Annotated in this window: 9 protein-coding genes; 6 read left to right on the top strand and 3 right to left on the bottom strand. The window is 36.4% G+C overall.

Features of this window, described 5'->3' with window-relative positions; translation table 11 throughout:
• The first annotated feature begins 96 nt into the window (after positions 1–96).
• On the top strand, positions 97–1,461 hold the full coding sequence (locus tag JG29_RS06715) for an NAD-dependent succinate-semialdehyde dehydrogenase (protein ID WP_045923181.1): 1,365 nt from the start codon (positions 97–99) through the stop codon (positions 1,459–1,461).
• An 89-nt stretch (positions 1,462–1,550) separates the two neighbouring features.
• Here JG29_RS06715 and JG29_RS06710 read toward each other — a convergent pair whose 3' ends face one another.
• From JG29_RS06710 to JG29_RS06700, 3 genes are all read right to left on the bottom strand, one after another.
• Positions 1,551–2,129 (bottom strand): hypothetical protein, encoded by a 579-nt coding sequence (locus JG29_RS06710; RefSeq protein ID WP_045923180.1) that lies wholly within the window; start codon positions 2,127–2,129, stop codon positions 1,551–1,553.
• Between the two features lie 103 nt (positions 2,130–2,232).
• Positions 2,233–3,618, bottom strand: coding sequence for an argininosuccinate lyase (argH, locus tag JG29_RS06705; protein WP_045923179.1), 1,386 nt, complete (start codon positions 3,616–3,618; stop codon positions 2,233–2,235).
• A complete protein-coding gene (locus JG29_RS06700) occupies positions 3,608–4,825 on the bottom strand; it encodes an argininosuccinate synthase (protein WP_045923178.1) in 1,218 nt (405 codons plus the stop codon). Before JG29_RS06700 ends, argH begins: the two co-directional genes overlap by 11 nt.
• Positions 4,826–5,307: 482 nt before the next feature.
• Here JG29_RS06700 and JG29_RS06695 point away from each other — a divergent pair, with 482 nt between their 5' ends.
• The 5 genes from JG29_RS06695 (at position 5,308) to JG29_RS06675 (ending at position 12,685) form a co-directional block, all read left to right on the top strand.
• On the top strand, positions 5,308–6,819 hold the full coding sequence (locus JG29_RS06695; RefSeq protein WP_045923177.1) for an ABC transporter substrate-binding protein/permease: 1,512 nt from the start codon (positions 5,308–5,310) through the stop codon (positions 6,817–6,819).
• The gene (locus tag JG29_RS06690; RefSeq protein ID WP_045923176.1) at positions 6,812–7,573 is read left to right on the top strand and encodes an amino acid ABC transporter ATP-binding protein; all 762 of its coding nucleotides are present in this window, start codon (positions 6,812–6,814) and stop codon (positions 7,571–7,573) included. Before JG29_RS06695 ends, JG29_RS06690 begins: the two co-directional genes overlap by 8 nt.
• 9 nt (positions 7,574–7,582) lie before the next feature.
• A complete protein-coding gene (locus JG29_RS06685) occupies positions 7,583–8,725 on the top strand; it encodes an ArgE/DapE family deacylase (protein WP_045923175.1) in 1,143 nt (380 codons plus the stop codon).
• A gap of 212 nt (positions 8,726–8,937) precedes the next feature.
• The gene (locus tag JG29_RS08595) at positions 8,938–11,562 is read left to right on the top strand and encodes a BspA family leucine-rich repeat surface protein (RefSeq protein ID WP_052696328.1); all 2,625 of its coding nucleotides are present in this window, start codon (positions 8,938–8,940) and stop codon (positions 11,560–11,562) included.
• Between the two features lie 184 nt (positions 11,563–11,746).
• Positions 11,747–12,685 carry a 2-dehydropantoate 2-reductase gene (locus tag JG29_RS06675; RefSeq protein WP_045923174.1) on the top strand — a complete coding sequence of 313 codons (939 nt, stop codon included), beginning with the start codon at positions 11,747–11,749 and terminating at the stop codon, positions 12,683–12,685.
• The last annotated feature ends 6 nt before the right edge of the window (positions 12,686–12,691 follow it).

Genomic DNA, 12,691 nt, shown 5'->3' with positions numbered 1-12,691 from the left:
AGCGCTTGCAATTTATAATGAAAGTATCAATGGTGCGATGCAATTTTGATAATGGCGGTACCAGTAGTAATGTAAGCATTTAAAAGGAGAATAAGTATGGCATATAAAACAATTTATCCTTACAACAATAAAGTTCTCAAAGAATATGAGAACGCTTCGGATGAAGATTTAGAACAAGCATTAAGTGCTGGTCATCAGGTTTATCAGCAATGGCGGACAGAAGATCCCCGTAGCCGCGGAGTTGTTCTTCAAAAAGTTGCTGATTTAATGAAACAAAAGCGAACAGATTTAGCTCAAGCTATGACTTATGATATGGGTAAGCTATTGACTGAGTCTTTAGGCGAAGTAGATTTATGTATTTGGATTGCAGAATATTATGCAGAACATGGTTCCTATTTATTGCAACCGGAACCTTTGGATACTAAAAAAGGACATGGTTATTATTTAAAGCAAGCTACCGGAGTTTTAGTAGCAGTAGAGCCGTGGAATTTTCCGTTATATCAAGTTATGCGGGTTTTCGCACCTAATTATATGGTTGGAAATCCTATTATTCTTAAATCAGCTTCTATTTGCCCAACATCAGTGCAAATGTTTGCAGATTTAGTGCAAGATGCCGGTGCTCCTAAAGGGGCCTTTACTAATTTATTTATTGATTATGATCAGGTGGCTCGTGCTATTGAAGACCCTAGAGTAGCCGGAGTTTGTTTAACAGGATCCGAACGCGCTGGAGCTTCTGTTGCCCAGAGTGCAGGTAAAGCCCTCAAGAAATCAACTTTAGAATTAGGGGGAAATGACGCCTTTATTATTTTGGCTGATGCTGATTGGGATGAATTAAAACAAGTTGTTCCTCAAGCACGTCTGTATAATGCTGGTCAAGTTTGCACTTCTTCAAAACGTTTTATTGTAATGGATAGTATGTATGATCAATTTTTGGAACTGCTGCAGGCTGCCTTTAGTCAAGTAAAGATGGGAGATCCTATGGATAAGGCTACTACTTTGGCACCTTTATCTTCTAAAGGAGCTAAAGAAAAATTACAGTCACAAGTTGATGCAGCCATCGCTGGTGGAGCTCAAGTTTATTATGGCAATCAGCCTGTTGATTTGCCGGGCCAATTCTTCCAGCCGACCATTTTGACTGATATTGCTCATGATAATCCGATATTTAATCAGGAATTATTCGGGCCGGTAGCATCCGTTTACCGTGTTCATGATGAAGCAGAAGCTATCGCTTTAGCTAATGATTCCAGTTATGGATTAGGTGGGACTGTCTTTTCCAGTGATCTGGAGCATGCTAAAAAAGTTGCTGCACAAGTAGAAACCGGAATGTCCTTTATTAATGCGGGCTGGTCTTCTACACCGGATATGCCTTTTGGCGGAGTAAAGAATTCCGGCTATGGTCGTGAACTAAGTGCTCTGGGAATTGAATCATTTATTAATTATCATTTAGTCTTAGAACCATAGGCAAGTTAATCACTGGAATTTGATTAATTGACTTCTTAAATTAAATAAAAACGGCAAAGTAAATTTTACTTTGCCGTTTTTGTTAATGTTTACCATTTTCTAATAATAGTGCCGTTACTTAAAACAAAATAAGCTGCAGCGGGATGAATGTCGTTAGGTAAGTAGAGATTAACTATATATGCTTGCTGGCCATTATAGATTTGCGATCCTGCTGGAACATAAGTGGCACCGTTACCATATTTATTGCCAAAATAATTAGCTAGTACACCAGCAGCTTGTGAGGCATCATTAACAACTGCGCTGGTTGGCGCTTGTTTGGTAACAGAATTATTTGCCGTTGTTTGCGACTGCTCGCTTTTAGTTGGAGCCTGATTTGCAGCTGTATTTTGATTTTGCTGACGATTTTGATTTTGCTGACGGTTTTGATTATTTGCTTGTTCGGCAGTAGTATCGGAAACTTTTGGCTGAGATTCAGTTTGTGGCTGTTGTTGGGCAGTTTTAGCGACATTCTTTTCCTTAGCCTGAGGTTTATGATTCTGATGGCTCTTCTGTACTTTAGTAGTTTTAATTGACGATGTGTCTTTGGCTGGTTTATCGGCTTGTTGATTACAGCCAGCAAGCCCAGCTGATAGACAAATTAAAACAGCAATTTTGTTAATGTTTTTCATAATTTCCTCCTAACATTAAAAATTAATAAATTTATTATCATCTACCTTTATTATGCGCTAAACTGTTCAGAAAACAATTTTAACAGCTTATATTAGTTATTAATTAAGAATTTTTTAAGATTTGCTGAGCTTCAGCTATCTGTTGGCGTACTTGTTGAAAACTAGTTCCACCTAATGATTGTCTTCTTTGGACTGCGATGCGGGCTTGCAGGTCGTGATAAATTTCGGTGTCAATCTCAGGCATAATTTTTTGATATTCTGCTAAAGGTATATCTTGTAAATTCACGCCCGTTTTGAGTCCTTTAAGTACTAGTTTTCCTACTATTGCGTGGGCTTGCCGAAAAGGGATTCCCTTAGCTGCCAAATAATCAGCTAGCTCAGTGGCATTGGAAAAATCATCAGTTGTTGCTTGTTGCATAACTTGTGTCTTCACTTTAGCAGTAGCTATCATTTCAGACATGATTTTTAAGCAGGGTATAATTGTTTTTAAAGTATCAAATGTGCCTTCTTTATCTTCCTGTAGATCTTTATCATAGGCTAGCGGTAAGGCTTTTATAACTGTTAACAAGCTCATCAAGTGACCGAAAACTCTTCCCGATTTTCCTCTGATTAATTCTGCCATATCGGGATTCTTTTTTTGCGGCATAATAGAGCTTCCAGTGGTGTATTGGTCTGATAATTCTAAATAATTAAATTCATAAGACGACCAAAGAATAATTTCTTCACTTAAACGTGATAAATGCAACATTAAAATAGCAGCATTACTAAGAAATTCTAAAACAAAATCACGATCAGATACAGCATCTATCGAATTAGAATAAATTTTTTTAAAACCGAGCTTTTTAGCTGTTTGATGACGATCAATCGGAAAAGTTGTACCCGCCAAAGCTGCTGCTCCTAAGGGAGAAATATCAGTATGCTTTTTGTTAAAATTAAACCGTTCCACGTCGCGTTGAAACATGAAAAAGTAAGCCATTAAATAATGTCCATAAGAGATTGGCTGGGCATGCTGAAGATGTGTATAGCCAGGCATGATAGTTTCTATGTGTTTTTGGGCTTTGGTTACCAGAACATTTTGTAAGTGCTTAATTTCGTGAATGACTTTTGGTAAGCGCTTTTTCAGATACAAATGAAAATCGGTCGCTACTTGATCGTTTCTGCTACGAGCAGTGTGCAATTTTCCCGCTACCGGTCCAATTTCTTTAGCTAGCAAGGCTTCGATGTTCATATGAATATCTTCATTGGCCACTGTAAACTGTAATTGGCCATTTTGTAGTTTCGTTTGTAAATTTTTGAGGCCTGTGATAATTGTGGCGGCGTCTGGTGCTGAAATAATTTTAGTATCCCGCAGCATTTCAACATGAGCTAGGGATCCTTCTAGATCTTCATTGGCCATTAATTGGTCAAAGCCAATAGAAGCACCAAATTCGTCAGCTGCCAAAGAAGAATTTTCTTGGAAACGTCCACCCCAAGGTTTATTAGTTGCCATTTTTAGCCTCCACTAATTTTTGATGGACTTGGGCATAAACCTTACTTGGCAATCCGTATAATTCGATAAATCCCGTAGCAGCTTCCTGATCAAACGCATCTGCATCTGTATAAGTAGCCAAATTTTTGTCATAAAGTGAATTGGCTGATTTACGACCTTCACAAATAACATTTCCTTTCAAAAGGCGAACACGTACAGTACCGTTCACATCTTTTTGGCTTACTTTTAGAAAGGCAAAGAGACTTTTCATCAAAGGAGAAAACCAAAGTCCGTTATAAATTAATTCGGCAATTTCTTTTTCGATGATTGGTTTAAAATGATCTAAGGTTTTGTCTAAAGTAATATCTTCCAAATCTTTATGAGCTTTTAATAAAACGGTGGCGGCCGGGCATTCATAAATTTCTCTGGATTTAATTCCAATGAGACGGTTTTCGACATGGTCGATACGACCAATACCATGTTTACCGGCAATTTTATCTAATTTCATAATTAAATTTGCGAGCGATAAACTTTCACCATTTAGTTGCGTAGGAACACCCTTTAAAAAAGTTAAAGTAATTATTTCCGGTTTTTCTGGTGCGTCGGAAATAGCTACCGTACGATCATACGCATCAGCGGGAGCACTAACCCATGGATCTTCCAAAATTCCACATTCATTAGCCCGTCCCCATAAGTTTTCGTCAATGGAATAAGGACTTTCTTTATTAATGGGAATTTCAATACCATTTTTTTTAGCATAGTCAATTTCTTCTTCTCGAGACCAATGATTTTCACGAATGGGATCTTCGATTTTTAGTTGTGGCGCTAAAGCTCGAATACTGACATCAAAACGTACTTGATCATTTCCCTTGCCGGTACAGCCATGAGCAATAGCTACGGCGTTATATTTATGAGCAACATTGACTAAAGTTTTAACGATTAAGGGACGTGATAGTGCCGAAACTAAAGGATATTCATTCTCATAGTAAGCATTACTTTGTAAGGCCGGAAGACAATAGTCACGTGCAAATTCTTCTTTGGCATCGATTACAATTGAATCAACCGCGCCTATCCGTAATCCCTTTTGCTTAACGAATTCTAAATCCTTACCCTCACCTACATCAATACAACAGGCAATAACATCATAACCTTTATTTTTTAACCAGGCAATTTCAACTGACGTATCTAAACCGCCAGAATATGCTAATACAACTTTTTCTTTTTCCATGATTATTCCTCCTGCCTATTTATTAATGCGCATTATAAGATAATACTATTCCTCTTTGCAAGGCCTAATATAAAATTATTCTCATTTCTTTAAAAAAATCAAATTAATATTATTAAAAAAAGGTTGACATACAGTTATCAATACTTTAAAATTAGAAATTAATTAGACAAGGTTAAGGAGAAAGGCAATGATTAATTCATATTTATTACAATTAAATATTCGCCTGCGAAGCCGGTAATACTCGGGTTGATCCGTATGGATGCGACCTGAGACGTCAGATCGTGTCCATGCCGACTTCTAACTCCAGCAATAACTAAGTCTGCATGGGTTCTCTCAGATGCAGGCTTTTTCTTTGTTCAATTGAGGAGCCTCATTATGGGGGTTCCTCTTTTTATTTTCTGGAAAGATGAGGTATTTTATGAAAAAACTACTGTATGACAAATGGATTTGTAGATTGTAATTAGAGAAAAGGAGTAGAACAAATGAAAAAATTGGGGCACTGGCTAACAGTAATCTTAATAACAATTTTATTTATTGGTAATATTGGTACTTTGGGAGTTCAGGCAGCGGATAACAATACGCCGACAAATGATGAATATTTACAAAAGGTAAAAAATAAGGGTACCTTGGTTATGGGTACCAGTCCGGATTTTCCCCCTTATGAATTTATTGCTCATGGAAAATCTAAAATTGTTGGAATGGATGTTGCAATTGCACAAAAGATTGCTCAAGATATGGGCGTTAAATTGGTAATCAAATCAATGGACTTTGATTCTTTACTGGTAGCTTTACAAACCGGTAAAGTGGATATGGTAATGGCCGGAATGAGTAAAACAGCCAAAAGAGCTAAAAGTGTTGATTTTAGTAATATTTATTTTCATGGTGGCATGGATTTAGTTATTAATAAAGCCGATAAGAACAAATTTACTAGTTATAAAGCCCTAACAGGACAAGCCGTAGGGGCGCAAACAGGATCTATTCAGTATAATTGGGTGAAAAAAGATGTCAAAAAAGTTCAGCTCAAAGGTATGGATAAAATTACTGATTTAATGTTAGCTTTACAAACCCATAAAGTAGCCGCAGTAGTTTTGGATCAAGCCTCTGCAGAAGCTTATGCTAATAATACCAAGGGTTTAATGGCGATTGATGCCGGCTTTAATGTCAAAGTTCCCGGAACGGCTATTGCTTTTCCTAAAGGAGCTCAGTCTTTAGTTAATGCAGCTAATACATCTATTGCTGACATTAAGTCGAAGGATCTTATTAATAAAAAATATCTACCTGAGGCCGGCAAATATATGGTCAGCGGCAGTTTTAAAGCCCAAAAAGGAAAGCAGGCACAAAAAAAGTCTAAGGCTAATAACTCTATGTGGGCTTATAAAGATTTCTTTGCCGCTGGTTTAGGTTATACAATCCTTATTTCTGCAATTTCGGTTGTTTTTGGATTTTTACTGGGAGTAATTTTATCTTTAATGCGGTTAAGTCATAATAAGTTTGCTCAAGTAGTTGCTACCAGTTATATCGAGTTTGTGCGGGGCACGCCTTTGATGGTTCAATTGTTGTTTGTTTATTTTGGTTTAGGTTTAATTGTTAATATCCCGTCATTACTTTCAGGAATAATTGCAGTCTCCCTAAATTCCGCTGCCTATGTTGCTGAAGTTATTCGTTCCGGTATTAATTCTATCCCTGTTGGACAAACTGAAGCCTCGCGTTCATTAGGAATGTCACGTTCAATGACAATGAAATATATTATTTTACCGCAAGCGATGAAAAATATCTGGCCGGCTCTTGGAAACGAGTTTGTGTCACTAATTAAGGAGAGTTCAATTGTCTCTGTGATCGGTGTTAAAGATTTAATTTATCAATCTAAGATTGTACAGTCTGATACTTATCGGGGAGTTATGCCACTAGTCGTTACTATGGTTTTATATTTCATTATTACTTTTGGAATTTCACGGTTAATGAAACATTTTGAAGGGAAGATGTCACATGAATAAGGAAACAGGAGCACAACAACCAGTTATTGCAGTTAAGCATTTGAAAAAAATTTTTGGTGAGAACGAAGTTTTAAAAGATATTAATGAAGAAGTTTATGATGGACAGGTGATTTGTTTAATTGGACCGTCCGGTGCAGGGAAAAGTACCTTTTTACGGTGTTTAAACTTATTGGACAAGCCGAGTGCCGGTCAAGTGTTTTTTGAAGGTGACGAATTGACAGCACTGGATGATCAGCATTTGGATCAATTACGTCAACAGATGGGAATGGTATTTCAAAGCTTTAATCTTTTTCCTCATAAAAATGTGCTGGAAAATTTAAAATTGGCACCGATGAAAGTTAAGGGAACTTCTGAACAAGAAGCAACGCAGTTAGCCAATAAATTATTAAAGCAAGTAGGATTGGCAGATAAAGCAGAAGCCTTTCCGGATAATCTTTCTGGCGGTCAACAACAAAGAGTGGCAATCGCGCGGGCTTTGGCCATGAATCCGAAAGTGATGCTTTTTGATGAACCAACTTCTGCTCTGGATCCAGAAATGGTCGGAGAAGTGCTTAAAGTTATGCAGGATTTGGCTACTGCCGGAATGACAATGGTGGTAGTAACCCATGAAATGGGCTTCGCCAAAAATGTGGCTGATCAGGTTTGGTTTATGGCTGATGGTTATATTCAAGAAAGCAATACACCGCAAGAATTTTTTGCTCATCCCAAGACTGCTCGGGCTCAAGACTTTTTATCGAAAATTTTAGAAGCATAGGAGACATAAATGGAAAAAGAAGCTGCTTTAAAAATTCTATCCGATTTAATTGCTATTCCTTCTGTTAATGGACAAGAAGCACTAGTAGCAGACTATTTAACTACTTTATTCCATAAGTATCCTGTGCAAATTGAACGAGTAAATTATGCTCCCAAACGGGATAATTTAGTAGTAACTATCGGTAATCACGGACCGTTATTAGGATTTTCAGGACATGAAGATGTGGTAGATGCAGGCGCAATAGCTGATTGGGATCATCCACCTTTTCAAGCTACGATGCAAAACGGCCGTCTTTATGGTCGGGGGGCAAGTGATATGAAATCCGGCTTGGCGGCAATGGTTGTGGCCATGCTGGATCTTTTGGAAAGTGGCAAGCCCTTGGCGGGTCGTCTGCGACTTTTAGCTTCAGTTGGTGAAGAAACTGGGGAGTATGGTGCTGCCCAGCTTACTCAAGCCGGTTATGCAGATGATTTACAAGGCTTGGTAATTGGTGAGCCGACAGATTTGCAGGTTCGCATTAGTCATAAAGGAGTTATTGACTATAAGTTAGAGTCCAATGGAAAAAGTGTTCATTCTTCACAACCAGAACTAGGAAAAAACGCAATCCTGCCTTTAATAGATTTTATTCAAAAAACACAGACAGTTTTAGCTCAAGATGATCAGATAGATCCGACTTTAGGAGCTTTAACTCATGTTATTAGCCAAATTCAAGGCGGTTCGCAAATTAATACGGTTCCTGCGCATGCTTGGATGACTGGTAATATCCGCACCATTCCGGCCTACCCCAACGAAATGGTCATGCAGCAGCTAAATGAGATTGTTGCCCAGCTGAATCAGCAAGGGGCCCAGTTATCTTTGACTTATAGTTATCCGGAACCTCCTTTGCCGACACAAGCTAATACTGCTTTGGCACAATTGGCACTTCAAGTTTTGCAACAACAATTTAATTTAAATAGTCAATTGACCGTAGGAACAGGTGCGACTGATGCCTCTGAATATTATCATGTTCCGAATCTTCCTATTATAATATTAGGTCCTGCGGACGGTGTTAGTGATCATCAACCTAATGAATTTGTAAGTATTGATAAGTATTTACGCGGTTGTCAGTTTTATCGAACTTTTGCAGAAAACTTTTGGCAGAGATTTTCATAATTATTATAATTTAATGATTATCTGAGTTATAAATTTGTCTATATTATTACAATTTGATGTTATAATGTGAATGAATATTAGAGATCTATTTAGAATAATATTTTAAATTAATATAAAGTAATTCTAATTTTGGTTAATTATTATAAGGCGATCACATTTTGGGTTAATAAATTTATTAAATTGTGATGATAATTTCAAAGAGGCTGAGTATAATGAAGAAATTTGTGAAAATTCATCATTTCTTAATACGATCATTATCAGCTGGACAAAAATTTATATCTTTATTATTAAATTATAAAGTATTAAGTGTGCAGTTAGGTATTTTTCTGGGTTTATTGTTAATAAACTCAAATTATTCTGCTTGCTTAAATATTAAGGCCGCCACTACTAGCACTTTAGAAGAAGTGATTAATCCTTCATATTTAGATATTAATAATGGTACGGGATCAGTACAAGTTGAGTTGCCGATAAAACAAGTAAATACAACTTCAGAGATACAAGTATCAGCTGCTCCCCAATTGCAACAGCCAAATATAAGCCCGCTCCTTCAAGTAATCACCGTTCCCCCTTTATTACGTTCAAATTCTGATTATGAAAAAACAGGGACAGATCAACCAACTAGTGGACCAGGATGGAGTTTTAAATTTGAAAAGGGTACTTTAACTTTGAACAGTGGTTTAGCTGAACCAAAGACAAAACAAAATCAAGACGGTAGTTGGACAACCATATGGCCATGGGATAACTTACGAACACAGGTTAAAAGTGTTGATATTCAAAGTGAGATTAAAGTAACAAATACTTCGAGCATGTTTGCTCAAATGCCTCAATTATCAAGCATTAGTGGATTAAATAATTTTACTGATAAAATTGAGTATATGAATGCTATGTTTGCTGGTGATAGTTCATTAACTTCTATTGATGCCAGTCAGTTGAAATTAGACAGCGTAATACAATGTGCTTATATGTTTGATGGTTGCGAACAATTAAAAAGCTTAGATGTTTCTAATTGGAATGTAGGGAATGTTAAAAATTTTTCGAGCATGTTTGCAGGTTGCACAAATCTAACATCTATTAAGGGTTTAGATGGATGGAATACTGGTGCTTCTACTGATATGGCTTCCATGTTTGCTTATGATGTAAATCTTACAAGTTTGAATCTTGCAAACTCTGATAAAGGTACATCTTTTAATACATCTAATGTGACAACATTTAATGCGATGTTTGCAGGTTGCACAAATTTAACATCTATTACTGGTATAAGTAATTGGAAAAATAGCAAAGCTACTGATATGTCTTCTATGTTTGCTTATGATACAGCGCTTGAAACATTGGATCTTTCAAACTTTACAACCCCTGCTGCTACTAAGATGGATTCTATGTTTGCTTCTAATGAAAATCTTAGTAGTTTGGATCTTTCAAATTTTAATACATCTAATGTGACAACATTTAAGGCGATGTTTGCAGGTTGCTCAAATTTAACATCTATTACTGGTATAAGTAATTGGAAAAATAGCAAAGCTACTGATATGTCTTCTATGTTTGCTTATGACTCAGTTCTTGATACTTTGGATCTTTCAAACTTTACAACCCCTGCTGCTACTGATATGTCTTCTATGTTTGTTTCTGATGCAAAACTTACAAGTTTGGATCTTTCAAAATTTGATACATCTAAGGTGACAACATTTAATTTGATGTTTGCTTATGATAAAGCGCTTGAAACATTGGATATTTCAGGCTTTACAACCCCTGTTGCTACTGATATGTCTTCTATGTTTGCTTCTAATGAAAGTCTTAGTAGTTTGAATCTTTCGAACTTTGATACATCTAATGTAACAAATTTTTATGCGATGTTTTTTTATTGCAAAAAGCTAACATCGATTGCTGGTTTAAATAACTGGAACACTAAATCTGCTACTAATATGTCTTCCATGTTTGCAGGTTGCCAAAATCTAGAATCTATCACTGGTTTAGATAAATGGAACACTACAGCTGCTACTAATATGTCTTCTATGTTTGCTTCTGCTGCTTCCTTACAAAAGCTTGATCTTAGTGGTTTTGATACCAGATATGCTACTCAAGATAATTTTTTTTCAGGAGATACTAAGCTCTGGTACTTGAAGATAGGAAAAGATACAAAATTAAAGGATGATTGTGGCTTGCCTGAGGCTCCTAAAGATACGCTGTTTCCTTCTAATCAGGAACTTCCTATGAAGTACAAAACATCACAAAACGGAAAATGGCAAAAAGGTACAAACACAGTTGTAGATAAAACAGGTGCATTTTGTTGGTGGTATCCTAATGATGAGATGTATACTGCGGATGAAATAAAAAAGTATTCCCAGAAAGATAGGGATAATGGTGAGCTCTTTATTTGGCAGCCTGCTTTTAATCAATCTAAGGGAAGCTTAGTTTTAACTGTCAGTCCAAGTCAGATCAATTTTGATATTATCTTAGATACTAATAATAATATTTTAGGTAATAATAAGAGTTCTTATTTAGCTGAAGCTAATAGTGACCTTGAATATACTGTTCAAAATCCTAAAGGAGAGTCTTGGCAACTGTATGCAATGATGACTAAATTTAAAAAAAAGAGTAATAGTGATTCTGAAATAAATAGTGATGCCATGAGTTTGAGCTTGAATGAGGGTTCAGAAAATGGAAAGCAGCATCCCTTGAATCAACAACCTACTTCAATACGTACTTCAGCAGATAACTCTCTGGAATGGGCCTTAAAACCCGTATTGAATATTAATATTGGTGGTTTAAATTGCATTCCAAAAGCTGGTTCTTCTTATACAACAACTATTGATTATGATTTAGTTAACTCGATTCAATAATTATATTACTATATAAAGGCTCCACCAAGTGAATATTACTTGGTGAAGCCTTTTTTAAATATGGTTGACAATTATAGTTCGCATGTTAAAATATTATTTAAATTTAATTAAAAATGATTAATTTTAATTAAGAAAGGGTAATTACTAGCACTAATTACTGAAATGGTATTAAGGAGGAAAATAAATGAAGATTGCAATTGTTGGTGTTGGCGCCATGGGCAGCCGTTTTGCTTTGATGTTACATAAGAGTGGTAACGATCTAGTTTTAATTGATGGTTGGCAGCCCAATGTCCAAGCAATTAGACAACAAGGATTGCAGGCGGACTTTAATGGGAAAGCAGTTACCGCCAATATTCCTGTATATTCTCTAGAGGAAGTAGATCAGTTACAGGGGTATCAGCCTGAATTAATTATCGCTTTTACTAAATCTTATCAATTGGATTCAGCTTTTGCTAAAATTAAAGCTCTTATTACCCCACAAACTTATGTTTTATGTCTTTTAAATGGAATGGGACACGAAAGTATTTTAAAGAAATATGTGGATGACAACCATTTGCTTTTAGGCATTACTATGTGGACAGCTGGTCTAGCGGGCCCAGGTCATGCTACTTTATTTGGCAATGGTAATGTAGAATTAAAAAACTTTGGCAGCGAAGGTAAGGATTTTGCTTTAAAGGTAGTTGATGTCTTTAATGATGCCGGTTTATGTCCAAAGTACATTGACGATCCTAAATATGCAATTTGGCGCAAAGCTTGTGTAAATGGTACATTAAATACCTTATGTTCGATTTTAGATTGTAATATTGGCGAATTAGGTCAAACTCAGGAAGCTGCGGACTTTTTAAAAACCATTATTGCTGAATTTGCAGCAGTAGCAGCTCAAGAAGGCGTGAACTTAGACCAAGCAGAAGTATATCAACATGTCGATGAAACTTTCCATGGTGATATTGCTGATCATTATCCTTCTATGTATCAAGATTTACTCAAAAATCATCGGAAAACAGAAATTGACTTTATTAATGGCGCGGTTTGGCAAAAGGGAAAAGAGTATGGCGTAGCCACCCCCTATTGTACCTTGATTACCCAACTAATTCATGCTAAGGAGGAATTGTTGGGCGTGTAAAGGAGA

Origin of the sequence: Bombilactobacillus mellis, from assembly GCF_000967245.1 — a bacterium.
GTDB classification, from domain to species: domain Bacteria; phylum Bacillota; class Bacilli; order Lactobacillales; family Lactobacillaceae; genus Bombilactobacillus; species Bombilactobacillus mellis.
Note: the sequence above shows the minus strand (reverse complement) of the source record. Positions and strands in the feature narration are given on the sequence as shown.

Coding starts and splice junctions, on each gene's coding strand:
- JG29_RS06715 (WP_045923181.1), top strand. CDS start 97: ATGGCATATAAAACAATTTATCCTTACAACAATAAAGTTCTCAAAGAA.
- JG29_RS06710 (WP_045923180.1), bottom strand. CDS start 2,129: ATGAAAAACATTAACAAAATTGCTGTTTTAATTTGTCTATCAGCTGGG.
- argH (WP_045923179.1), bottom strand. CDS start 3,618: ATGGCAACTAATAAACCTTGGGGTGGACGTTTCCAAGAAAATTCTTCT.
- JG29_RS06700 (WP_045923178.1), bottom strand. CDS start 4,825: ATGGAAAAAGAAAAAGTTGTATTAGCATATTCTGGCGGTTTAGATACG.
- JG29_RS06695 (WP_045923177.1), top strand. CDS start 5,308: ATGAAAAAATTGGGGCACTGGCTAACAGTAATCTTAATAACAATTTTA.
- JG29_RS06690 (WP_045923176.1), top strand. CDS start 6,812: ATGAATAAGGAAACAGGAGCACAACAACCAGTTATTGCAGTTAAGCAT.
- JG29_RS06685 (WP_045923175.1), top strand. CDS start 7,583: ATGGAAAAAGAAGCTGCTTTAAAAATTCTATCCGATTTAATTGCTATT.
- JG29_RS08595 (WP_052696328.1), top strand. CDS start 8,938: ATGAAGAAATTTGTGAAAATTCATCATTTCTTAATACGATCATTATCA.
- JG29_RS06675 (WP_045923174.1), top strand. CDS start 11,747: ATGAAGATTGCAATTGTTGGTGTTGGCGCCATGGGCAGCCGTTTTGCT.